The following is a 21665-nucleotide window of genomic DNA, read 5'->3' as shown; positions in this document are numbered from 1 at the left end:
CGCACCGCCGCATGACTTTCCCGGGCCACGGTCATGCTTCCAGTCGGCGCGAGACGCCCGTTGCTTGGTTCATAGACTTCGTCGGCCCCCCGGTTTAGCTAGTGCATGTGGTGACCGGGCGCTTCGCCGAGCGCCCGCCCGTACTGACGTTCAAGCTGCGACTTGATGGCCGGACTTGGCGCGCCGGCCGCATACCACCGCCGAAGCGCGTCCAACTCGCCGATCAACTGGTCGGCCAGGGCATTTCGGGCGGCTCGATTGCCGGACTGGTCGGCGGTTCGAAGTTTGGGCACCAATGCTCGGATGGCGGCGCGGTGCACGGCGAGTGAATCGGCGAGCCCCGGCAAGGTGGTGGCCGCCTCGACCAGGCGGGCGTAGGGCATAATCGCGCCGAACGATTCGCCGAGGGCGAGGCCGAGCGCCCGGGTACGACGGGCCCGGCTCGGCGTCGAGAGATCGGCCGCAACGGGAAGTTTGAGCCCGGTGACCCAGTAGGGCAAAGCCACGTTGTCGTGCGCGAACGGCCCTTCCGGATTTGGGATCGTCCAGGCGTGGACCATGGTGATTTCGGGTTGCCGCGGGGCGCCGCCGCGGGCGAGACAATCGGCCTCACCGTCCGCGAGCGCTTCGCCTTCACCGGGGACCACGGCGCAGGGCTGATGGAGATGCCAGGGCGCCTTGGTGCCGGCCAGGTCGTCCGGCAACCGGGCGCCCCGCGTCATTCGCCGGGTATAGGCCAAGCCGGCCGGGCGCCAGACGCCGTCGACCGGCGCGAACATCACGAAGCTCGGGCTTGCGAGGTCGGGTGAGCCGCTGAACACCCGCCACCGGTGGAGCCAGTGTTGTCCCTGGAACGGCGTCAGGTCGGCGATCCGCCCGATCTGCAGGGGGCCGAATCCTTGGGCTCGGGCGGCGCTGGTGTCGGCGTGCTTGGCGGCGACCTGCTTAGTCCGGGCCAGGACGGAATCGGATCCGGGCTCGAGGAGTCCGAGCAGGATCAGCGCGGAGGGGATCATGGGGTCTCGATTCCCCGGGCCCGGTCGACGATCGGCAGGGTCACGAATGAGAGCCGGCCGACTTCGTGATAGACGGTCTGGTGGGCGACCACGGGTTCGGTTTCGAGGCCGAGGTCGCCGCCGGTGTTGAGGTTCCGGGTGAGCAGAGGATACGCCCCCGACATGATCGCGAGTCGGAGCCGCTCGCCGGGACGGACCGCGACGCAGGTACCCCACATATCGATCTGGTAGGTCTCCGGTTTGCCCGGCGTCAACGGATCGTTCCGAAAGTTGCCGCGGCGGGCCCGGGCTCGGACCCAGCCCTCGGTGAGGCGCTGGGAATAGCCGTCAGCCCGGACCAGGGTGAGCCGGGCGACCCAGTCGGTATCCTTGGCCGACGAACTCGCAACGACCGTCGCCGTGATCGGCCCGCACACGGTGAGTTTCTCGGCCGGTGATTCCATCGTGTAGGTGAGCACGTCGGACCGGCTCTCGACGCTGCGATAGTCGTCCGGACCGCCCGAGTCGACGTTCCTCGACCAGAAGAACGGGGTCGGGTCCTTGGGATCGTAGTCGTAGCGGCTCGACCCTTCGCCTGGGGGGAGGGGGTCCGGGGCCAGCCAGCCGGCGCCTCGGAGGTAGTACGGAACGAATCGGGTGCCGGGGAGTGGCCAGTCGTCTCCACCGATCCAGCGATTCTCGCCCAGGACAAAGAGCCTAACGTGGGGCCAGCCGGCGACTTCGTTGGATTCGTGCTTGAGATAGCGATCGAACCAGAGTTGATAGAGCCGCCGGGTGTCGACGACCGCCCCAGGCCCAAAGTCCATGCCCCCGATCGTGCTGGCCCGGGCGTCCGAATCGACCCAATGGCGCCAGGGGCCGACCATCAGGTACTGGTTCTCGCGGGTGTTGGGAGTGGCGCGGGTCCGCATGGCGGCGAAGTTCTCGAGGCTGCCGCCGAGAGTGCCGTCGTACCAGCCGGTGACATGGAACATCGGGACTCGGGACTCCGGCAATCGGTGCTGGTAGCTCCGCGGCTTCCAAAACTCGGGATTCTCGAGGTTCCGGAGATAGCTCCGCCAGGTTGCCGACCGGGCGCCGATCTTCTCGTCGATGGTTTGCAACGGCAGGCTTCGGTACGCGTCCGTGAGCTCGGACTCGTCATCAGGGAAACTTCGGACGGTCCGGCCTTCGACGACCATGGCCCATTCGAGCATCCCGAAGGAAATTCCGCCGTGGCGCATCGGCCAGAAGCCCCCGGGATCGGAGGGCGTGACCATCGGGATCATCGCTTTGAGGGCGGGATTGTTGAGGATGGCCGGGAACACCTGGGTCCATCCCGAGTACGAGCCGCCCAGAGTGCCGACTTGGCCGTCGGACCAGGGCTGGCGGGCGATCCAGCTCTGGGCCCGGTAGCCGTCCCGCCCCTCGTTGACCAGCGGTTCGAACCGGCCCTCGGAATCGCCTCGGCCCCGGACGTCCTGGACGACATAGGCGTATCCGCGCGAGGCCCAGTAGTGGCCCTGCTGGTAGCTCGACAATCCGGTTCGCATGTACGGGGTTCGGACCAGCAGCGCCGGGACCCGCTTTGGGGTCTCGGGTCGATAGACGTCGGTGACGAGCGCGACGCCGTCCGCTGTGCTGACCCGCACTGCGAATTCCCGCCGGATTCGATAGCGTCCCGGGTCGTCCGGACCGCTCGGTTGGGCCGAAGCCCTGCCCGACGGCATCGAACCCACGAGGAGGAGGTAGACCGGAAGGGAAATCAGGGCGGCGCGGGGCATGGTGAACGGTGGTCGTCCGGACCACGAACCGCAAGCCGTGGACTCGCGGTTCGATTGCTGGTAGAGTTCTCCAACCAAATTGACTCTGACTGGCGAGGCGAATGACCATGCGAACGTTGTTCTTTGGGGTCGCGGTGTTCCTGCTGAGTCCGGCCGCGCTTGGTGCCCAGCGTCCGGCGGTTGGCTCCGTTGCTAGCCAGTACGTTGCCGTCGACGCTCCGGTCGTGGCGCTCACCAACGTCACCATCATCGACGGGACCGGCCGGCCGCCGAAACCCGGCCAGACGATTGTCATGTCGGGTAACCGGATTCAGGCGGTTGGCGCCGTCGGTTCGGTGGCCGTTCCCCCCGGAGCGCGAGTGCTCGACCTCCCCGGCCACACCGTCATTCCCGGGCTGATCGGGATGCACGACCACATGTTCTACACCACGCCCGGTGGCAGCGAGATTCAGTCGAACTTTTCGTTTCCCCGGCTCTATTTGGCGAGCGGCGTCACCACGGTTCGAACGACGGGCAGCTTCTCGCCGTACGCCGAGCTCAATTTGAAGGGCGGGATCGACCGGGGCGAGGTGCCGGGGCCCCGGATGCACGTGACCGGGCCGTATCTTATTTCCAGCGCCATGGACCCCCGCCTCGACCTGCTCGGCATGCACGCGCTCGCGGATGAAGCGGCGGCTCGCCGGGTGGTGAAGACCTGGGCCGAAGAGGGGGCCGAATGGATCAAGGTGTACACCCAGATTTCGCCGGAGATCTTCCGCGCGGTGGTCGATGAGGCCCACCGCAACCGAATGAAGGTCACCGGCCATCTCTGCTCGATCAGCTTCACCGAAGCGGTTGAGCTGGGCATCGACAACATCGAGCATGGCCTTCGGACCAACTCGGATTACGATCCGAGCAAGCAGCCCGGTCGCTGCCCGGCGACCCACTTCGAGACCCTGGGCCGGCTCGACATGAAAGACCCGCGGATTGCCGAAACGTTCCGGCGGATGATTGCCCGGGGCGTGCCGATGACGACCACGGCGGTCAATGAGCAACTGGTGCCGAACCGGCCGGGGCCGGACGCCCGGACCCTCGAGGCCATGGCGCCGTGGATCGCCGAGCTGGAGCAGGCGCGCCGCCGCCAGCTCGACTTGCCGAATCCGATCGGCGAGATCTATCCGAAGATGCGGGAGATCTATCCGAAATCGCAGCAGTACGAGCTGGCGTTCGTCCGGGCGGGCGGGGTGCTCGCGGCGGGCGTCGATCCCGCGTTCGGGGCGATCGCCGGATTCGGCAACCAGCGGAATCTCGAGCTCTTGATCGGGGCGGGTTTCACCGTGCCGGAGGCCGTGCAGATCATGACCGGGAATGGCGCCAAGGTCCTCGGCCTGCTGGCCGAACTCGGAACCGTCGAAGCCGGCAAACTGGCCGACCTCGTAGTCATGCAGGGTGACTTGGCGGCGAACCCGGCCGCGATCTACCGCACGGTTACGGTTTTCAAGGACGGAGTCGGCTACGACTCGGCCAAGTTGATTGCGGCGGTGAAGGGGCAGGTCGGGATCCGATAGGCCGCGGAGCACCCCACTGGATTGCGCTGATTCGGTAATGCCGGCGGCGAGTGGGTTACCGGTGCGGCCATGGCTGGTGCCAGGTTGGTGCCATGGGCTCCACTTGCCTCACCCCGACCGCCGAGCGTACCGTATGGGCATGCCGAATCTCGCCAAGACATGGACCCGCGAGCAGGTTCTCGCGCTTCCCGACGACGGCAACCGGTACGAACTGGTTGACGGGGAGTTGCTGGTGAGCCCGGCTCCGCGCTGGGTTCACCAAACCGGGGTGAAACGCCTCCTCTTCTTACTCGACCCGTACGTCCGGCCACAGTCTTGGCACCGTCATTCTATCCCCGGCGGACCTCGATCTTCGGGCCGGCCAGTTGGTTCAGCCTGATCTGTTCGTCGTGCCCCCGATTCTGATTGCCGAAGTGGTTTCGCCGTCCACCGCCCGGTTTGACCGAATCACCAAACGGCGCCGGTATCAGCGCTCCGGTGTCCTTGCCTATTGGGTGGTCGACCTGGACGCCCGGCTTCGCTGGCACCCCGTGGGCGCCGTGGAGGGATTGACCATCGACGTGTCGGCCTATATGAACGAGGTCTGGGCCGAGCACACCTCGCTCTAGAGCGTCATGGTGAAGCCGCCGTCGGGCGTCAGGGTGGTGCCGGTGATATAGCTCGCGTCGTCGGAGCAGAGGAAGACGATCGAGGCGGCAATCTCCTCTGGTCGGCCGACCCGCTTCAGATGAACCCGCCCCTGAATCATGGTGTCAACTAGCTCATCGCTGGCCACTCCCCGGATCCGGTGATGCATTGGCGTATCGATCAGCCCAGGACAGACGAGGTTGACCCGGATTCCTTGGGGCGCGAGTTCGGCGGATGCGCTCGTGGTGAGTCCGACCTGGCCGTGCTTCGACGTCGCGTAGCCGGTTCCGCCTCCAAACCCGAGGAATGAGTTGACCGAGCCGACGTTGACGATGGCGCCGCCCCGCCCGCTTTTCAGGATGGCCCTCGCCTCGTACTTCACGCCGAGGAAGGTGCCCTTCAGGTTGATGCCCATGACCTGATCCCACGCGGCTTCGTCGAAATCGACGATCGGGGCGAAGGCGCCCTCGATGCCGGCGTTGTTGATGCCGAAATCGAGGCGCCCGAAGGTCTGAACCGCGTGATCAACCAACCGTTCCACGTCGCTCGCGATGGAGACGTCCGTCTTGAGGTAGGCAGCCTGCCCCCCGCTTGCCTTGATCTCGGCGGCGAGCGCGGCCAACTCCTCCTCGCGGCGGGCGCCGAGGACCACGCTCACGCCCTTGGCCGAAAACGCCTTGGCGGTGGCGAATCCGATGCCACTGCTGGCCCCGGTGATCAGCGGTGCGGCACGCCCGCATACGCAAACCGAACGAAATCATCCGCTTTGATGAACCCAGCCCAGGTGGCGTCGAACTCCCGGGTCGGCTTTGATGCGATGATCCGGTCGAGACTGGCTCCGGCCGCGGCCTGCTTCCGGACCCGTTCGTGGATCGTCGCGAGCACGTCGCGGTAGGCGCGGAGGTTGGCCCGATTGGCGACTTTGCCGTGGCCCGGGATGATCTTGGTGCTGTCGTTGATGATCCCGAACATCATGTCGACGGCTGTGATCATCCCGCTGAGGGACCCCCCGCTCGACAGGCCGATGAATGGGAACCCGTACCGAACATAGACGTCGCCCATGTGCACGACATTGGGGCCTCGAAAGTAGATCGCGGCATCACCGTCGGTGTGGGCCGCCGCCAGGTGGATCGCGGTGATCTCCCCGCCGTTGAGATGGAAGGTCAGGACGTCATTGAAGGTCACGACCGGGAGCGCGCCGGCCTTCGCCATGTTCTCGTTGCCGCCGGAATGATCGAAGTGCCAGTGGGTGTTGACGAGGAAGCGGACCGGTTTGTCGGTAATCGTGGCGATGGCCGCGAGGATCTTCGGGGTGAGCGGCGCGAATTGATCGTCGACCACGAACACGGCATCGGGCCCCACCGCGAGGCCGATGTTGCCCCCCTCGCCGAAGAGGACATACATCCCGGGTGCCAGCCGCTCGGTGGTAATCTGGACCGAACGAGGTTCTGGGCCGACGCGACCCCGGCCAAACCGGGGAAAAGCACGGCGAGGGCCGTGCACAGCAGGACGCTCCCGATATCGGATTTCGGTGACATGGACTACCTCGGGTCTCTGGTGGCAGTGATCGGAGCACGTTCGAACCGGACATCGCGGGCTCGGCCCGCAAACATCCGAAAGCCGGTGACCCGGCCTTTCTGGTCACGCATGAAGCGCAGGGTTTGCCCGCCATTCCGAAAGCCGTCGCGGTAGGCCGGCTGAAAGGACTCTCGATCGTCCGGGCGAGACCGGAGCAGGAGGGACCGGCCCTCTGCCTCGATCCGGTAGGTCACTTCCAATTCCGGGCTCCGATATTCCCCGGCGTAATCGGTGAGCGGGGCGGCGGCCCCTCCGGCCGGCTCCAAGCGGAAGCGCCGCCACGCATCAGCGTACTGGACCACTTCCCATCGATCCCCCTGGCGCTCGAACCGGAATTCGCCGGCCGCCGCATGCCAGAACCGCCCGTTGCCCAGATGGACCAGCGACGCCTGGGGGCCGCCGTTGCTCGCGGTCAGCCCGCCGTCGGCAACCCGGAAGGTGACGGTTTGGTCGGAGGTCGAGTCTCGGTAGACGCCGGCCATGGCCGGCAGTTCGGCGGCCTCGATCGCCACCGCCGGGCCCGGTGGCGCCTCGACGGCGGGGAGTCCGAGGAGCCGGATCGCGATCCGGCTGGCGGCTCCGCCGGCATCGGCACTTGCGGCATTGCACAACACCGCGACGGAGAGGTCGCGGGTCGGCCAGCGCGCGAGAAACGTCCGGTACCCCGCCGTGGCGCCGCCGTGGTTGACGGCCCGAAGGCCGTGGAAGGTTCCGATGCTGAGCCCGAGCCCGTAGCCGATCGGCGAACCGTCGGTGAGCTTGCCCGGGGTTTCGAGCAGGGCCACCAGCGCCGCGCCGCCGGGGATGGTGCCTTTGGTAAGCGCCTCGTTCCATCGGAGCAGGTCGTCCACGGTGGTGAGGAGGCCGCCGTTACCGTGGACATTGGTAAACGGCATGTCCTGGAGCCACCCGCCGCCGGTGGGGGCGTACGCCGTGGCTCGGTCGGCCACCACCTTCCGATAGTCGGCCCGCCACTCGGTTCGGGTCATGCCGAGGGGCGTGAACAACTCGTCGCGCGAGAAGTCGGCGAGGGATTTGCCCGATACCCGTTGGACGATGATCGCCGCGAGCGCGTAGCCGGTGTTGCTGTAGAGGTATTCGCTGCCCGGGGAGAAATTGAGCCGCTGCTGGTGCTGCACGAGGTCGAGGATCCGGGCCAGCGTGTGCACTTCGGTTCCGGGCGGAAACCCCTGGATGGACAGCAGGGCCCACTGGTCGCGGAGCCCGCTGGTGTGTTGCAGCAAGTTGCGGATCGTAATCGGCGTGCCGAAGTTGGGCACCTCGGGCAGCTGACGGCGGATGTCGTCATCGAGCGAGAGGCGGCCCCGGAGCGCCAGCAAGGCCACGGCCGCCGAGGTGAACTGTTTGGCCACCGAGCCGGACTCGAGGACTGAGCCGGGGCGGAGCGGAACCCCGGATTCAAGGTTGGCCATGCCGTACGCCCGGGTGGTCCGGGTGCCGGCGAAGTCGACGCCGACCGTGCAACCCGGCCCGTGAGTACTGCCCCACTGGGCGAAGGTGCTGTCGAGCACGGCCGCCGGGGTCTGCGCTGCCAGGGGCAGCGCGGTCACCGACAATGCCGCCCAGAGCCTGGTGGACCGGCGGGTTTTGGTCATCGGGGGGTGCTCCGGCGAAGGGTGGTCTGACGAATCCTTTGAAACATAGCGCGGGATTCCGCTCGCCGTTACTGCACCGCGGGTGTAGAATAGGCCGATACCGAATCTGAGGAATCCATGCTGTTCTTCGCCCGATTGTCAGCGGTCGCCGGCCTTCTGGTGCTGGCGGCGCTGCCGTTGGTGGCCCAGGACCGAGCCGCCGATCGACGCCGTTTTCTGGCCCCCACCAGCCAAACCACCGACGACCCGAGACGGGTGCTGGTCGGGAATGCGCCGCGGGGCCCCGACGGCTCGATCGTCTTGACCGGCGGGCGGGTCTTCGACGGCACCGGCGCGCCCGCCCGCGAGATGAACGTGGTGATCGAGCGGAACAAAATCACCCGGGTCTCGGCGCCGGGTGTCACCAACTGGCCGGCCGGCGCCCGGATCATCGACGTCAAGGGCATGACGGTGATGCCCGGACTGATCGATCTCCACACCCACCTGACCGACGGCCAGATCGCGACGATCCCGCCTCCGCTGGTGGATGACATGGCCGACGGGATGCTCCGCGGGATGGAGCGGATGCGGTTCTATATCGAGAGCGGGATTACCACGACCCGCGACGTCGGGTCGCTCGACGGCATCTTCCGCCTCCGGGCCTGGGTGTCCGACCATCGGCTGACCGGACCGCGGATCTTTGCCGCCGGACGGCTGATCACCGGGCCGGGCGGCCATAGCGCCGAGGGGTTGGGGTCGACCCCGGACCACGGGAATTTCCGGATTGCGAGCGGCGCGGACGATTGGCGGAAGGCGGTCCGCGAACAATTCGACAAAGGCGCGGACTTCATCAAGGTGACCAGTCACTTCAGCCGCGACGAAATCAAGGCCGCGGTGGAGGAAGCCCACGCGCTCGGCCTCAAGATCACCTGCGATTGCGAGACGTTCTACATCGACTGGGCGGTCGACGCCGGGGTCGACATGATCGAGCACCCGCTCCCGCGCACGGACGAAGTGATCCAGAAAATGGCCGCCAAGGGCGTCGCCTCCGATCCGACGCTCGTGCCCTACATGTACATCTTCGATGACGACGGCGGTTACTTCGGGTCGACGTCGCGCCGGTTCACCTTCGGCAAAGACGCGAATCTCGGCGTGCTTCGCCGACTCAAGAAGGCCGGGATCACGTTAGGCGTCGGGACGGACCTGGTGACTGACTGGTACCGGCGGCTGCCCGCGCCGTACCTGATCGAACTCAAGAACCTCGTCTCGGTCGGCTTCTCGATTCCCGAGGTGCTTGGCATTGCCACCAAGACCAATGCGATGCTGCTCGACATGGACGACAAGCTCGGGACCGTGGAAGTGGGGAAGCTGGCCGATGTCCTGGTGGTTCGGGGGAACCCCGACACCAACCTCGACGATCTGACTCGGGTCGAATGGGTCATTCGGGACGGGGAGATTGTGGTGCAGGGCGGGACGGCCCTGATGCCGAAGCGGAGCCGGACCGACCAAGCCCCGGCGAAACGCTACTGATGTGTCACGCGGTTTCCCATCTCAACCGGCCCCGAGGGGCCAGACGGTGTTGACGTGACGGTCTCGAGCTTCCTCAAAATGTACGGGGTTGGGGTGGTGACGTTCTTCGCCCTCGATCTGCTGTGGATCGGCCTGGTGGCCAAGAACTTCTATCAGCACCAGATCGGCCACCTCATGCGCCCGAACGTTCAATGGCTTCCCGCGGTGCTCTTCTACCTCATCTTCGTCGCGGCGCTGGTCGTGTTCGTGGCGGCGCCGGCGGTGGAGCGGCAATCCGTGGGTCGCGCCGTCGCCTATGGCGCGTTCTTTGGTCTCGCCGCCTACGCCGCGTTCGACCTGACCGCCCTGGCGCTGCTGCGGGACTTCCCGGTCACGGTTGCCGTGGTGGACTTGGCATGGGGGGCCGTCCTGTCGGCGACGGTCAGCGCCGCGGTGGTGCTGGGCGCGAGGGCCTGGGCGTGAAGCTGCGCGGCATCGTGGTCTTGATCCTGGCCGTGCTGCTGCCGCTGGTGGGGGGCGGATTGGGATCGTTCGCCACGATGGACTCCGTCCGCACCTGGTATCCCGCCTTGGTGCGGCCGTCCTTCGCGCCGCCCTCCTGGGTGTTCGGCCCGGTGTGGACCACGCTCTACCTGATGATGGGAGTGGCCAGCTGGCTCGTTTGGCGACAGGGGTTTTCGCGGCCCGAGGTGCGGAGCACCTTGATGGTCTTCGGGGTTCAGCTGGGCCTCAATCTCGCCTGGTCGTGGCTGTTCTTCGGCCTGAGGCAGCCGCTCCTCGCACTGTTCGACATCGTCGTTCTGCTGGTGCTGATCGGAGTGACCATGCGCCGGTTCGCGGCGGTGTCACGAGGGGCCGCATTGTTGTTGGCGCCCTATCTCGCCTGGGTGGCGTTCGCGACCGTCCTGAACGGGGGTTTTTGGTGGCTCAATCGGTAGCCGGCTAGGGGCGTTGGACAGCGAGCCTGGGAGGCTGAACAACTCCGCCTGAACGGGGACATCCGGGGAGCAAACCGACCAAGCCCCGGCGAAACGCTACTGATTGGCCTGGGTTACGGGAGCCCGCGGCCCTCGATCACGCCGGCCCGTGTGGCGGAGATCTCCAGCAGCGGGATGGCCCGGGCCGCGGCCACCTCCGCCGCGGTGAACGGCGTGATCCGCCGGGCCACCTCCGCACCGCCGAACTGGCGCAGGGTGTAGTTCAGGACCTCAGCCGTGCGCTCTGGTTCGAGGCTGGTCTGGGTCACGCCCGGCACCCGAAGGATGTAGGCCCGCCCGCCGGGAAGCGCCGCGAGCCGGGCCAGGTCCTTTCGGAGGTCAGGGACCTGGCCCTCGAGGCCGGCCCCGTTTTCCCCGTGGCACCCCATGCAGTGGATGAAGTAGTTCTGCTCGGCCAGCGTGAGTTCCCCGCTCGGTGCGGGGTGCGCGCAGGCCGCGGCCAGCCACCCGAGCGCCGCTGGCCACACGCGTCGCCTCACTCGGGCGCGACTCCCACGATCCGGGACACGGTGCAGTGATACGGCGACCCGCTCTTGCTTCCCACGCACCAGTTGTAGTCGTTGGCCAGACTCGGCTGGTACAGCGGGCGGTCGCCCTCGTTGCGGTTGCAGAGGCACCGCCCGCAGGAGCTCTTGCCGCAACAGTCGTTGTACGACACGATGTAGTTCCGGCCGTCGGAGGCATTCCGGCAGGTGCCGACCCACGTCAGCGTCGCCGCTTCGGTGCCCGGCGGGCAGGCGGTGGCGGAACCACCGCAGCAGGCGCAGAGGAAGCCGTCGATGGAACAGTAGCGCCAGTAATCGCACGAGCTCTCGTCCGGGGCCGCGGCGCCGGCGGCCGGCCGGACGCCCCGGGCAATCGGGAGCAGCGGCACCGCCGCGGCGCCCGCCAGGAAGCCGCCTAACGACCGGAGCACGCTCCGGCGCGACACCGTTTGGGCCAGGTGCCGGGTCAACCGTTCGACCACGTCGTCGTATCGAGCCATGTCGAGATCTCCGTTGTTTTCAGGCGACTTCGCGCCGCGCCGACCGCTCGAGGAACTCCTGGAGCGACGCCACCCCGCGATCCTTGGCCTCGAAGAGACTGTCGAGGTGTTCCCGGGAATTGACCAAGCCGGTTGCCCGGACCGTCCCCGCCGCGTCGAGCAGCACGGCGTGGGGCAGCCGTCCCGCCCCGTATCCGAGACCGAGCCGCTCGGACAGCACGTAGGGGAACTCGTCCAGCGATTCCGCGGCGACGAACGCCTCGTGTTCGGCGCGCGGGCCGTCGCTCGCGAGCACCACCTCCACCCGAGGCGCTTCCCGCCGCCGAATGGCGCGGAGGGCGGGGAGGAGCGTCTTGCAGATCGGGCAGGTGGGCGAGACGAACATTACCAAGGTGTCGGCCCCGCGCTCATGGCGCCCGCCGATCTGGAGTGAACGGCCCGTGAGCGTGTCCACCAAAATTTCCGGTGCGGGCTCCCCAGCCTGGAGGCCCTTCTGCAAGGACAGCGCGCCAACCGGCTGGAGCCGCTCGTGGAGCACGCCGATTTGCCGCGCCAGCGCGAGCACCGTGAGGCCGAGGGCCAGTACCACCACCCAGAGCGCGCCGATTGCCACCCAGCCGGCCGGACTCATGCCGCCCCGCTCCGGAGCGATGGGAGCGAGGCGAGCCGGCTCGCGGCGGAGAAGAGTGCCGCGATGGCCGCAACCGTTCCGGCTACAGTCAACCAGTCGAGTCCCTCGAGCGTTCGCGCGCCGGACGGCAGCCGGACGGCCAGGGCCGCCGCTGCCAGGACGCCGTTTCGTCCCACCATCCACCAGGCGATTCTCTCGCTCGTGCCGAACCCGAGACAGCCGCAGTCGATTCGGGTCCGGCCGCGGAGCAGGTTGAGAGCGATGGCTGCGCCATAGCCGGCCAGCAGTGTCGCCGCGAGGCCGCCGCCAAGGGGCCGGGTTGCGGGAAGCACCAACAGGACGGTGCTCCCGAGTTCAGTGCCGATCACCACGATGCCGGCCAGGCCGAGGGCCCCTTCCGGCAGGATCCGGTATCCGGCCAGTGCCGACCGGAACCGGGCCGGCTCGCGGAGCTTGTGGAGCGCCGCCGCGCCGAGCAGAAGGCCGAGTGAGAGGGCAACGATCCAGCCGACCGCGGGGTCGAGGGCTATTTCCATTTCAGCGGGTGACCAAGGTACTCGGTGTAAACCCGATCTCGGCCACGGTGCGGAGGAGCTTCCCGCTCATGGCGTCGAACACCCGGAGTTCCGGGATCCCGATGTTGATCCCGAAGAGGAGTGGCTTGGCATCACTGGTCGCCGCGATGGAGGTGAGCGGCTTCTCGAGCGGGATCCGCTGGACCTTCTTGCCGCCGGCCGCCAGATCGTGAACCCAGACTTCGACGCCCGGGTCTTTATGGGTGTCGGGACCGCCCTGGTGCATCAAGCTGTAGAGACGGCGACTCTTGGCATGGATCGCGAGGTGTTGCATGCCCCCGGGCTTCCAGTTCTGCTGCCGTTCGGCCGGGGTGCTCAAGGGCCAGCGGGCCTGGGCCTTGAGGCCCGACGCCGTGGCCTCGACCGGCACCATGTCACCGGCGAAGGTGGCGAAGAGCCAAGTGTTCCCGTCCCGGATCCCCTTCTCGGTGACCGGGTCCTTGAGCGCGTCGAAGAACTTGGCCGAGCGGCTCCGCGCCGCGGGCTTGCCGGTCTCGTCGAGCGTGACCTGGAACGCGGTGCCGTCGCCGCACAACGAGAAAAAGCTTCGCGGGCCCGTTGGGTACACCTCGGCGCAACCCGGGATGTCCACCTCGCCCACGAACTTCCGGGACTTGAGGTCGACGACCGAGACGGTCTGAGCCGGCGTAAAATTGTACACCAGGAGAAACCGGCCGTCGTCGGTGATCCCGCTCGTCGAGGTCATCGGGAGCTGGCCGGCCCGCTTGGCCGGGATCCCGATCTCGGCCTGGAAGTTGAGCGTCTTGGCGTCGTAGAGGGTCACGACGTCGGTTCGGGTTCCCCGGGTTCCGCGCGAGAAGTACGTCTCCGGCGAGACGATCACCGAACCGTCCGGGACGAGCTTAAGCCCGGTGAAGCCGAAGCCGGTACTCAGCATGCCGAGCATTTTTCCGGCGTTGCCGTCGATCAGGAAGGCCTTACCGTCGGCCATGTGGTGGAAGACGATGTCGTTGACCCAGACCCAGTGCGGGCTCGCGGCCGGCAAGGCGGCGGTGGTCAGCGGTTCGGGCTTGAGCTGCGCCGCGACCGGTCCGGAGGCGAAGGCGGCGGCCATGAGTCCGGCAACGGCCGATCGACGGATGTCTGGCAACGGAGACGTTCCCATGGGGATACCTGACTGCGAGCCGAGGAGCGGGACGGGGTTCATCTAAGGTTACCGTGAGTCGGAACCGGCCCGCAAGCCGAGCTGAGTCCTTGGGCAGACCGGCTGGCCCGATCCCACGAATGTGGCTACTGTTATAACATGAAACCGGTCGAGCTGAAGGTGAATCGGATCGGCAACTCCCGCGGGGTCCGGATCCCGGCCGCCACCCTGGCCCGGTATCGGATCGACGCGGCTGTCGTGATGGAGGAGCGAAGCGACGGCATCCTGCTTCGTCCGCTGCATGGCGGGCCGGCTAAACTATCTTGGGCCGAGACCGCGCAAGCCATGGCGGCGGCCGGGGAGGACTGGGAGGGCTGGGACGCCGTCGCGATGGACGGCCTCGATACGGTTCCGTGGGACGATCCGGTGGCCCGAGTCGCGGAACGCCCGGCGGCGAAAGGCCCGCGGCGGCGGACGCGGTGAAGCGGTACGACGTCCGCTGGGCGAATCTCGATCCGGTGCTGGGTTCGGAAATGTCCAAGACTCGGCTAGTGGTCGTGGTGAGCCTCGACGACCTCAACGCCGTCCTCAAAACCGTCACGATCTGTCCCCTCACGACCCAGTTGCGCCCGGCCTGGCGGACTCGGTTGCCGTGCCGGGTCGGGGGACGAAAAGCGGAGGTGGCGGTCGATCAAATCAGGACGATTAGCAAGTCGCGGCTTGGCGCCAAGGCCGGGCGCCTGTCGCCGGATGAGGCCCAAGCACTCCGGCGGCTGATCACGGAAATGTACGGCGAGTAACCCCAATCAACGGACCCCTGATGCGCCCTGTTTTCGTCGCCCTTGCTCTCGCGGCCCTGCCGGCCTCCACCCAGGCCCAGCCGCCGCGCTACGACCTCGTCCTCACCGGCGGCCGGGTCATCGACCCGGCGTCGAAGCTCGACGCCATCCGCTCGATCGGGATCACCGGACGCCGGATCGCCGCGATCTCGGCCGGCCCGCTGGCCGGCCGGGTGACGGTCGATGTCAAAGGACTCGTGATCGCCCCCGGCTTCATCGACCTCCACGCCCACGGGCAGGACCCGTTCAGCAGCCGGCTCCAAGCCCAAGACGGCGTCACCACGGCACTCGAACTCGAAGGCGGCGCGGACGACGTCGCTGGCTGGTACCGGGAACGGGAGGGCCGCGCGGTGATCAACTACGGCGCCACCATGTCGCACGGCGGCGCTCGCGGCGAGGTGATCCGGGACACGCTGCCGAACGGGCCCGGGGTGGTCTATCGGAACGCCCGGCCCGACGAGATCGAACAGATCGTCGCCCGGGTTCGAGCGGGAGTCGACCAGGGTGCGTTAGGTATCGGCTACGGGATTCAATACCTGCCGGGCACCACCCGCGGCGAGATCGTTCGAATGTTTCGGGTGGCGGAGGAGCGGGGCGTCGTCAACTTCGTCCACGACCGGTTTGCCTCGGTCAAGGAGCCGGGGAGCAGCGTCGAAGCGGTCCAAGAGCTGATCGCGGCCGCGGCGGTGTCGGGGGCTCCGGTCCACATGGTCCACGTCGGCAGCAGTGGGATCGGCCAGGTTCCCGAAATTCTCGCCATGATCGAGGGCGCCCGGAAGCACGGTGTCGACATCAGCACCGAGGTCTATCCCTATACCGCCGCCTCGACCGACATCCGTGCCGCGATCTTCGATCCGGGTTGGCGCGAGCGGCTCGGCGTGGATTATCGCGACATCGAGTGGGTCGCTACCGGCGAACGGCTCGACTCGGCGAGTTTCTATCGCCGCCGGGCCGAGGGCGGACCGATCATCGCCCACGTGATTCCCGAGACGGCGGTCGACTTCGCGGTGGCCCATCCGCTGGTCGCGATCGCGAGCGACGGGGTGACCTACGTGAACGGACGGGCTCACCCTCGTGGGGCGGGTACCTACGCCCGGGTGCTCGGCCGCTACGTCCGAGAGAAAAAGACCTTGAGCCTAATGGAGGCGATCCGGAAGATGACGCTGCTTCCGGCCCAGCGGCTCGAGGCCTCGGTGCCCCAGATGCGGAACAAGGGCCGGATCAACGTCGGCGCCGACGCCGACCTCACGATCTTCGATCCAGCCCGGGTGATCGACCGGGCCACCTTTGCCGAGCCCGCCGTGGCCTCGACGGGGATCGTCCATGTCGTGGTGAACGGGACGTTCGTGGTGCGGGACGAAGCGTTGGTGGCGGGTGCGGTACCAGGCCTGGCCGTTCGGCGCCCGATCAAGCCATAAGCTCAGCTCCGGGGTGCCTTCGGAAAGAGGATCGCCAGCACGGCGGGAACGGCGGCATAGGCAACCCGGCCCTCGGTTTGTTCGGTGACCGCCGCCGCAACCGTCAGACGGCTCGCCGGGAAGTAGTATCCGACCGTCCCCCAGAATCCCGCGTGCCCGTAGCCATGGTGGCCCAGCGTATCGACCTGGAAGATCCCGAGTCCGTAGCCGCCGCGATCGGGACTCCGCGCCTTGAGCATGGTCTCGAGCGTGGCCGGCCGCGCGAACACCCGGCCGGACAACAGCTCCTCGAGGAATCCGCCCATTTCGTCGAGGGGCGCGTCGATTCCGCCGCCCCCGTAGAGGTCGAACGACGGATCCAATTCGTAGGAGTCAAACCCGCCGATGTACTGGTGCACTCGGGGGCCCGCGCCGTTCGGTTCGGGCTCGAGGGTTTCGAACCAGGTTCTGACCAGCCCGAGCTTCTTGAAATCCACCAACTCCCGCACCGCCACACCGACGTTCTTCCCGGTATATCGCTCGAGGATCGCGCCGAGCAGGATGTAACCGGTATCGGAGTAGCGATACCGTTCACCGGGCTCGCCGACCGGCTGGAGGCTGTCCACCAACCACCGGACCTGTTCCTCCCGCGTCCACCGCTTCTTCGGTGCCGCCAGGGCAACGGCCGCGTAAGACGCCACGGCCGGGTGTTCGTTCAACCCGGACCGGTGACTCAACACCTGTTCGATCGTCATCCGATCGGTGGCATACCCGTCGCCAACCAGCATGGCGTTCAGATCGGCCGGCAAATGGCGGGAGAGCGGATCCGATAGCTGGAGCGTTCCCCGTTCTACCAGTCGGAGCACCGCCGCCGCCACGTAGGTCTTAGTGTTGCTGGCGATCCGGAGGGGCTGGCCCGGATCGAGCCGGACCCGGCGGGCCGTATCCGACCACCCCGAGGCAATCCGCCATTGGCGGCCGGAACGGCCATCCTTCACATACAGGATGAGGCCGGGCAATTTGGGCCGGGCCGCGACGAGGCTGTCGGCGAAGTGCTGGAGGCGAGGCCCGATCGAATCGGGTTGGGCCACCTGCGCGGTGGCGATGGCGAACAGGACCGCGATCATGCTCGAATCTAACGGCCCCCGGCCGCTCGGCGACGGGGCCTGGTAAAGCCGGCTGTGCCAGTCTCACGCCGGCCCTGCTTCCCAGCGGCGTCGATCAGCAAGTGAACGACGTTGGCCGGTAATCCCCCATTCTCTCTGCGACGGTTAACCCTCCGGTCCTCATGACGACTTGGAGATCACGCTTGGTGGACCCCGCTACGCTGGTAGCGGCGGCGTTTGGTGCGCGCACGTCGAGGAGATCGCGGTCTTGCCTTACGCCTCGGCTACCGCACCCGCGTGAATCGCAGGTGCCGCACCCGCCCGGACTCGACCAGGAACCCGGTGATCCGCCCTTTCCGGTCCCGCACCACGTCGATCACACTCCCGCCCTGGGTAAAACCGTCCTGGTAGCTCGGTTCCAAGACCCCGAGCCGCCGGTAACCCGCGTAGGCGGCCAACTTCCCTTTCTCGACCTTCCAGGTGTGGGTCACCTCCACTTCGTCGCTCCGATAGTCGCCGGCGTACTCGGCGAGCTTGAGGGAGTCGAGGGCGACGGTGTCGGCCCGGGCAAAGGTCACCGGGCCCCCCGCATTGCGGACCACCATGCGGGTGGGGGTCGGCCCCTCACCCTCGAAGCGGACTTCTGTCCCCCCCTCGGTCCGGAACCGGTCGCCGCCTAACGGAACGTACGGAGTGGGGGTCTGGCCGACCGAGACGAGGGTGTCGCCGGTCATCCGGGTCCGCCGGACCTCGCCGCGCTCGACGTTTCGCCAGACACCCGCGAGCCGGCGGAGCTCCGCCGGGGGCACCCCGACCCGCGGGGCCCCCGCCAGCGCCTCGGCCCAGGCCCCCACCGTGTCCGGCTGCATCCGGTCGCTCAGGTAAATCGCCGCTACCTTCTGCGCCAGGGAATCCGGACCCGACGTCGTCAGGTTGCAGAACGTCGCGACGGCAAAGTGCTGGTCGGGGAAGCGGAGGAAGTGGCCCCGGAACCCTCCCCAGCTGCCGCCGTGGGATACGACGCGGAGGCCGCGCGCCGTCCCGACCGTGAGGCCGACCGCGTACGCCAGACCCGGCGCCGAGGTGGCCGGCGAGCCGTCGTTCAACTTGGTGGCGGTCGTCATGGTGGTGACAACGTCCCGCCCGCCGACGGTGGCGGCGTCGTAGTTGTTGAGCCAGCGGCCGAAGTCCTCGACGGTGGTGTGGATCCCGCCGGCTCCCATGATCGCGCCGTCGTAGGGATTACGCTGGACCCGGTAGCTCTTCTCGCGGAAGGAATAGCTCTCGGCCAGGTTCGGGATGATGGCGGCGCGGTCCACCAGGAAGCGGGTGTCCCGCATGCCCAGTGGGGTGAAGATCCGCTCCTCGGCGAACTGGGCCAGGGTCTTGCCCGTGAGGCGGTAAACCGCCTGCGCGGCCAGGATCCATCCGGTGTTGGTGTAGAGGTAGCGCTCGCCCGGCTCGTAGTTGGGCTCGGCCGAGTGGAAAATCACGTTGAGTGCGTCGACGGTGTCCCCCGCAAAGGTCCGGCCGGTCTGTCCCCACATGCTCCAGAGATCGCGAAGCCCGCTGGTCTGGCTCAGCGCCCGCCGCCAGGTAATCCGGTCGGCGTAGGCAGGCATCTCGGGGTAGAGTTTTCGGATCGGATCGTCGAGCGAGAGCTTGCCGTCTTTCTCGAGGATCAGCATCGCCATCGCGGTGAACTGTTTCGAGATCGAGCCGACGTCGAGGACCGTGCGAGGCGAGAGCGGTACGCTGTACTCGAGGCTGGCGAGGCCGTAGCCCCGGGCGTAGCGGATCGCCCCGTCCTGATAGACGCCGAGGGCGCAGCCGGGCGAGTCGGTCCGGTCAAAGGCCCGGAAGACGCTGTCGACCCGGGCCGCCTGGTCGTCGCGGGCACCGATGATGTACTGGGCCGAGGCGGTGCTTGCCAGGGCGAGCGAGAGGAGAGCCGGGGCAAGAACCAGGGTGTGGCGGCGCATTGGCAGGCTAGGTTGAGGTGGATGAAGATGGTTCGGGCAACGGCGATCGGCTAGTGGGGCGACGGTGCTACGGAGCGGGCGGCGCGATCAGGTAGTCCGCCGGCGGCTCTTGACCCAGTAGATGGCGGACGAAGTAGTCCCAGGTCCGCCGGATCACATAGGGATGCTGGGTCATGTTGTGATCGGCGTCCGGCACGATCAGCAGGTCGAAGCTCTTGTTGGCCTTGATCAAGGCATCGACCAGAGCAATCGTGTGCGCCGGATGGACGTTGTCGTCCAAGTCGCCGTGCATCAGGAACAGCTTGCCTTTGAGGGCGGCGGCGTGGGTCTTGTTGGCCGCTGCTTCGAAGTTGTCGGTCTTCCGGATCGTATCACGTACCAAGAGCCCCTGGAACCGTTCCCCCCAGCCTGAGTAATAGGTCCGGTTGTCGTGGTTGCCCGCCGTCGACACCGCCACCTTGTAGAAATCGGGGTAGCGGAGCAACGCGTCGGTCGAGGCAAACCCGCCGCCGGAATGCCCATAGATCCCGACCCGGTCGAGATCGAGCTGCGGCATCCGCACGGCCAGCTGCTTGATGGCGGCGAGGTGGTCGGGAATGCCGTTATCTCCCATGTTGCCCCACCCCGCCGTATACAGCGCCTTGGCCCGCCCGGTGTTGCCGAGCGCGTCGATCGACACGACGACGAAGCCGAGCTCGGCCACCGCCTGCACTTGGCCACTCAACGGATACGTGAAGGGGTCGCGACTGGGGTAGAAACTCTTGACCGCGGGGCTGATCAGCGGGCCCGGGTAGATGTGGTCGAGCACCGGGTACTTCTGGGTCGAGTCGAACCGGCTCGGCTTCCAGATTACGCCCCAGATATCGGTGATGCCGTCCCGGGCCTTGGCGGTAAAGACCTGGCCGGGCCGCCAGCCGGTGGCCAGCAAATCCGTGATGTCGGCTCGTTCGACCTCGGAGAGCACCCGGCCGTCGGCGCCGCGAATCACCGAAACGGGCGCTTCACTGATCGTCGAGTAGGTGTCGAGAAAGAACTTGCCCGACGGCACCGCCGCGACTTGATGATTGGCCTTCTCGGGTGACAACAGCGTCAGACCGGTCCCGTCGAGATTGACGGAGTACAGCGCCAGGTAGTCGGGGTGCCGGTCGGCTTCCCGGCCCTTGGCCGTGAAGTAGACCCGGCCCAGGGTTTCATCAATGCCAAGGAGCGAGGCAACGATCCAGGGTCCGACGGTGACCTGGTTCTTGAACGCCCCGTCGGCTCCGTGCCGGTAGAGATGGGCGAATCCGTCCCGCTCCGCCAGCCAGAGCAGATCGCCGTTCTTCAGGATCTTCCAATTGGTGGCGAAGGAGAAGAGGTCGATCGAGCCGATCACGTAGGTGGCGCTGCTGTCGGCCAGGAGTTCGGTCACCGCACCGGTGGCCGGATTGGCGGCGAGCAGCCGGACCTTCTTCGGCCCTCGGTTGACGTGGGTGAAGAGCACCCGATCGCCCGACGGGGACCACTGGAGCTTTCCGCCGCCGAAACTGTACATCGACATCAGGGGCTGCGGGGGCGCGTCGATCCGGCGGACCTCTTTCGTCCCGACGTCGGCCAGGTACCACTCGGTCATCTCGACGATCGAATCGCCGGGGAGTCCGTAGGGAAACCGGTAGTGGACGGGCCGAGTCGAGGTCATGCTGATCAAGTCGACGGTGCCGACCTTCCGCTCATCGACCCGGGACACCGCCAATCGCTTCGAGTCGGGCGACCAGACCACCTCGGGCCTCGACGGAATCTTGAGCCGAACCTGTCCGGCCCGCGGCGCTCCCTGCCCGTAGCCGTACCCCTCGGCGCCATCAGTGGTGAGCTTGATGGAATCGGCGCCACCCACCAGCCGGAGCCAGAGGTTGGAGCCGGAGACGAAGGCGTCCCACCGGTCGTCGGGCGAGCGGACATAGCGGGTGAGGTTCGGGAGGGTGTCCGCGGCGGCGCAGCGATAGCCACCCAGCTCGCAGCGGAAACCCCGCTTCCCGATCCGGACCCGGATGGCGCGCTCGTCCCGGCCGTCGCGGTCAAAGGCAAAGCTTTGGAACGGCAGCTTCCGCGGGTCCAGGGCCGTATCGGCGGCCACCGACAGAGCGGCCGCCAGCCGGGCGTTGTCGAAGAGCACGGCCTTTCCCCCGGTCGCGGGGTTGACGGTGACGAACGCGAAGCCGCGCCGAGTATTGACCCGATACCAGAACCGAGTGCTGTCCGGGTACCAAGCCGGGGCGACCTGATCGTGATAGGTGTGGCGGAGCGCATTCCAGGTCAGAAACTGCTCGGCGCGACGGTAGTCGGTCTGGCCGAGCGCGGGGCGGGCGGCGAGCAGCAACCCGCCCACGGCCAACAGGATTCGAGTCACTTGGA

Annotated in this window: 22 protein-coding genes; 9 read left to right on the top strand and 13 right to left on the bottom strand. The window is 67.3% G+C overall.

Annotated elements, in window-relative coordinates; all coding sequences use genetic code 11:
* Window positions 1–98: 98 nt before the first annotated feature.
* Together EXR94_02250 and EXR94_02245 are read right to left on the bottom strand one after the other, a co-directional pair.
* The gene (locus EXR94_02250) at window positions 99–1016 is read right to left on the bottom strand and encodes a hypothetical protein (GenBank protein MSR01553.1); all 918 of its coding nucleotides are present in this window, start codon (window positions 1014–1016) and stop codon (window positions 99–101) included.
* Window positions 1013–2779: a CocE/NonD family hydrolase gene (locus tag EXR94_02245; GenBank protein MSR01552.1), complete on the bottom strand. Its 1767-nt coding sequence runs from the start codon at window positions 2777–2779 to the stop codon at window positions 1013–1015. Before EXR94_02245 ends, EXR94_02250 begins: the two co-directional genes overlap by 4 nt.
* A 101-nt stretch (window positions 2780–2880) precedes the next feature.
* Here EXR94_02245 and EXR94_02240 point away from each other — a divergent pair, with 101 nt between their 5' ends.
* From EXR94_02240 to EXR94_02230, 3 genes are all read left to right on the top strand, one after another.
* The gene (locus EXR94_02240) at window positions 2881–4326 is read left to right on the top strand and encodes an amidohydrolase (protein MSR01551.1); all 1446 of its coding nucleotides are present in this window, start codon (window positions 2881–2883) and stop codon (window positions 4324–4326) included.
* 133 nt (window positions 4327–4459) lie between these two features.
* Window positions 4460–4705: a hypothetical protein gene (locus EXR94_02235; GenBank protein MSR01550.1), complete on the top strand. Its 246-nt coding sequence runs from the start codon at window positions 4460–4462 to the stop codon at window positions 4703–4705.
* Window positions 4653–4934, top strand: coding sequence for a Uma2 family endonuclease (locus tag EXR94_02230; GenBank protein ID MSR01549.1), 282 nt, complete (start codon window positions 4653–4655; stop codon window positions 4932–4934). Before EXR94_02235 ends, EXR94_02230 begins: the two co-directional genes overlap by 53 nt.
* Here EXR94_02230 and EXR94_02225 read toward each other — a convergent pair.
* From EXR94_02225 to EXR94_02215, 3 genes are read right to left on the bottom strand one after another with little or no spacing between them, the layout of a single operon-like run.
* Entirely contained in the window at window positions 4931–5674 is a 744-nt protein-coding gene (locus EXR94_02225; GenBank protein ID MSR01548.1) for an SDR family oxidoreductase, read from the bottom strand. The genes EXR94_02230 and EXR94_02225 overlap by 4 nt on opposite strands.
* Entirely contained in the window at window positions 5671–6456 is a 786-nt protein-coding gene (locus EXR94_02220; protein ID MSR01547.1) for an MBL fold metallo-hydrolase, read from the bottom strand. Before EXR94_02220 ends, EXR94_02225 begins: the two co-directional genes overlap by 4 nt.
* 38 nt (window positions 6457–6494) lie before the next feature.
* On the bottom strand, window positions 6495–8147 hold the full coding sequence (locus EXR94_02215; protein MSR01546.1) for a serine hydrolase: 1653 nt from the start codon (window positions 8145–8147) through the stop codon (window positions 6495–6497).
* Between the two features lie 117 nt (window positions 8148–8264).
* Here EXR94_02215 and EXR94_02210 point away from each other — a divergent pair, with 117 nt between their 5' ends.
* From EXR94_02210 to EXR94_02200, 3 genes are all read left to right on the top strand, one after another.
* The gene (locus tag EXR94_02210) at window positions 8265–9656 is read left to right on the top strand and encodes an amidohydrolase family protein (protein MSR01545.1); all 1392 of its coding nucleotides are present in this window, start codon (window positions 8265–8267) and stop codon (window positions 9654–9656) included.
* 78 nt (window positions 9657–9734) lie between these two features.
* On the top strand, window positions 9735–10118 hold the full coding sequence (locus EXR94_02205) for a DUF2177 family protein (protein MSR01544.1): 384 nt from the start codon (window positions 9735–9737) through the stop codon (window positions 10116–10118).
* Window positions 10052–10594, top strand: coding sequence for a tryptophan-rich sensory protein (locus EXR94_02200; GenBank protein ID MSR01543.1), 543 nt, complete (start codon window positions 10052–10054; stop codon window positions 10592–10594). The genes EXR94_02205 and EXR94_02200 overlap by 67 nt, the downstream gene beginning before the upstream one ends.
* Window positions 10595–10707: 113 nt before the next feature.
* On the opposite strand, the gene EXR94_02195 is transcribed toward EXR94_02200, so the two are convergent.
* The 5 genes from EXR94_02195 to EXR94_02175 are packed head-to-tail and all read right to left on the bottom strand — an operon-like array spanning window position 10708 to window position 14013.
* A complete protein-coding gene (locus EXR94_02195; protein MSR01542.1) occupies window positions 10708–11133 on the bottom strand; it encodes a cytochrome C in 426 nt (141 codons plus the stop codon).
* Window positions 11130–11639: a methylamine dehydrogenase (amicyanin) light chain gene (locus EXR94_02190; GenBank protein ID MSR01541.1), complete on the bottom strand. Its 510-nt coding sequence runs from the start codon at window positions 11637–11639 to the stop codon at window positions 11130–11132. Before EXR94_02190 ends, EXR94_02195 begins: the two co-directional genes overlap by 4 nt.
* A 19-nt stretch (window positions 11640–11658) precedes the next feature.
* Window positions 11659–12270: a redoxin domain-containing protein gene (locus tag EXR94_02185; protein ID MSR01540.1), complete on the bottom strand. Its 612-nt coding sequence runs from the start codon at window positions 12268–12270 to the stop codon at window positions 11659–11661.
* On the bottom strand, window positions 12267–12806 hold the full coding sequence (locus tag EXR94_02180) for a methylamine utilization protein MauE (protein ID MSR01539.1): 540 nt from the start codon (window positions 12804–12806) through the stop codon (window positions 12267–12269). Before EXR94_02180 ends, EXR94_02185 begins: the two co-directional genes overlap by 4 nt.
* A 1-nt stretch (window position 12807) precedes the next feature.
* Window positions 12808–14013 (bottom strand): amine dehydrogenase, encoded by a 1206-nt coding sequence (locus EXR94_02175; GenBank protein ID MSR01538.1) that lies wholly within the window; start codon window positions 14011–14013, stop codon window positions 12808–12810.
* A 96-nt stretch (window positions 14014–14109) separates the two neighbouring features.
* Here EXR94_02175 and EXR94_02170 point away from each other — a divergent pair, with 96 nt between their 5' ends.
* The 3 genes from EXR94_02170 to EXR94_02160 are packed head-to-tail and all read left to right on the top strand — an operon-like array spanning window position 14110 to window position 16207.
* Window positions 14110–14433 carry an AbrB/MazE/SpoVT family DNA-binding domain-containing protein gene (locus EXR94_02170; protein MSR01537.1) on the top strand — a complete coding sequence of 108 codons (324 nt, stop codon included), beginning with the start codon at window positions 14110–14112 and terminating at the stop codon, window positions 14431–14433.
* A complete protein-coding gene (locus EXR94_02165; GenBank protein ID MSR01536.1) occupies window positions 14430–14750 on the top strand; it encodes a type II toxin-antitoxin system PemK/MazF family toxin in 321 nt (106 codons plus the stop codon). The genes EXR94_02170 and EXR94_02165 overlap by 4 nt, the downstream gene beginning before the upstream one ends.
* A gap of 20 nt (window positions 14751–14770) precedes the next feature.
* Entirely contained in the window at window positions 14771–16207 is a 1437-nt protein-coding gene (locus EXR94_02160) for a D-glutamate deacylase (protein MSR01535.1), read from the top strand.
* Between the two features lie 2 nt (window positions 16208–16209).
* On the opposite strand, the gene EXR94_02155 is transcribed toward EXR94_02160, so the two are convergent.
* The 3 genes from EXR94_02155 to EXR94_02145 all read right to left on the bottom strand — a co-directional run bounded on the left by EXR94_02155 (window position 16210) and on the right by EXR94_02145 (window position 21660).
* On the bottom strand, window positions 16210–17313 hold the full coding sequence (locus tag EXR94_02155) for a class A beta-lactamase-related serine hydrolase (GenBank protein ID MSR01534.1): 1104 nt from the start codon (window positions 17311–17313) through the stop codon (window positions 16210–16212).
* Between the two features lie 263 nt (window positions 17314–17576).
* Window positions 17577–19274, bottom strand: a complete 1698-nt coding sequence (locus EXR94_02150) for a class A beta-lactamase-related serine hydrolase (GenBank protein ID MSR01533.1) — start codon at window positions 19272–19274, stop codon at window positions 17577–17579.
* Window positions 19275–19341: 67 nt separating this feature from the next.
* Window positions 19342–21660 carry a S9 family peptidase gene (locus EXR94_02145; protein MSR01532.1) on the bottom strand — a complete coding sequence of 773 codons (2319 nt, stop codon included), beginning with the start codon at window positions 21658–21660 and terminating at the stop codon, window positions 19342–19344.
* Window positions 21661–21665 lie beyond the last annotated feature (5 nt).

This window comes from Gemmatimonadota bacterium, assembly GCA_009692115.1.
Classification (GTDB): Bacteria; Gemmatimonadota; Gemmatimonadetes; order Gemmatimonadales; family GWC2-71-9; genus SHZU01.
This window is presented reverse-complemented; position numbering and strand designations above follow the sequence as displayed.

What these genes read in the sequence shown, in the direction of transcription:
- EXR94_02250 (MSR01553.1), bottom strand. Translation starts at nt 1,016, where the DNA reads ATGATCCCCTCCGCGCTGATCCTGCTCGGACTCCTCGAGCCCGGATCC.
- EXR94_02245 (MSR01552.1), bottom strand. Translation starts at nt 2,779, where the DNA reads ATGCCCCGCGCCGCCCTGATTTCCCTTCCGGTCTACCTCCTCCTCGTG.
- EXR94_02240 (MSR01551.1), top strand. Translation starts at nt 2,881, where the DNA reads ATGACCATGCGAACGTTGTTCTTTGGGGTCGCGGTGTTCCTGCTGAGT.
- EXR94_02235 (MSR01550.1), top strand. Translation starts at nt 4,460, where the DNA reads ATGGGCATGCCGAATCTCGCCAAGACATGGACCCGCGAGCAGGTTCTC.
- EXR94_02215 (MSR01546.1), bottom strand. Translation starts at nt 8,147, where the DNA reads ATGACCAAAACCCGCCGGTCCACCAGGCTCTGGGCGGCATTGTCGGTG.
- EXR94_02210 (MSR01545.1), top strand. Translation starts at nt 8,265, where the DNA reads ATGCTGTTCTTCGCCCGATTGTCAGCGGTCGCCGGCCTTCTGGTGCTG.
- EXR94_02205 (MSR01544.1), top strand. Translation starts at nt 9,735, where the DNA reads ATGTACGGGGTTGGGGTGGTGACGTTCTTCGCCCTCGATCTGCTGTGG.
- EXR94_02200 (MSR01543.1), top strand. Translation starts at nt 10,052, where the DNA reads ATGGGGGGCCGTCCTGTCGGCGACGGTCAGCGCCGCGGTGGTGCTGGG.
- EXR94_02190 (MSR01541.1), bottom strand. Translation starts at nt 11,639, where the DNA reads ATGGCTCGATACGACGACGTGGTCGAACGGTTGACCCGGCACCTGGCC.
- EXR94_02185 (MSR01540.1), bottom strand. Translation starts at nt 12,270, where the DNA reads ATGAGTCCGGCCGGCTGGGTGGCAATCGGCGCGCTCTGGGTGGTGGTA.
- EXR94_02180 (MSR01539.1), bottom strand. Translation starts at nt 12,806, where the DNA reads ATGGAAATAGCCCTCGACCCCGCGGTCGGCTGGATCGTTGCCCTCTCA.
- EXR94_02175 (MSR01538.1), bottom strand. Translation starts at nt 14,013, where the DNA reads ATGAACCCCGTCCCGCTCCTCGGCTCGCAGTCAGGTATCCCCATGGGA.
- EXR94_02170 (MSR01537.1), top strand. Translation starts at nt 14,110, where the DNA reads ATGAAACCGGTCGAGCTGAAGGTGAATCGGATCGGCAACTCCCGCGGG.
- EXR94_02160 (MSR01535.1), top strand. Translation starts at nt 14,771, where the DNA reads ATGCGCCCTGTTTTCGTCGCCCTTGCTCTCGCGGCCCTGCCGGCCTCC.
- EXR94_02155 (MSR01534.1), bottom strand. Translation starts at nt 17,313, where the DNA reads ATGATCGCGGTCCTGTTCGCCATCGCCACCGCGCAGGTGGCCCAACCC.
- EXR94_02150 (MSR01533.1), bottom strand. Translation starts at nt 19,274, where the DNA reads ATGCGCCGCCACACCCTGGTTCTTGCCCCGGCTCTCCTCTCGCTCGCC.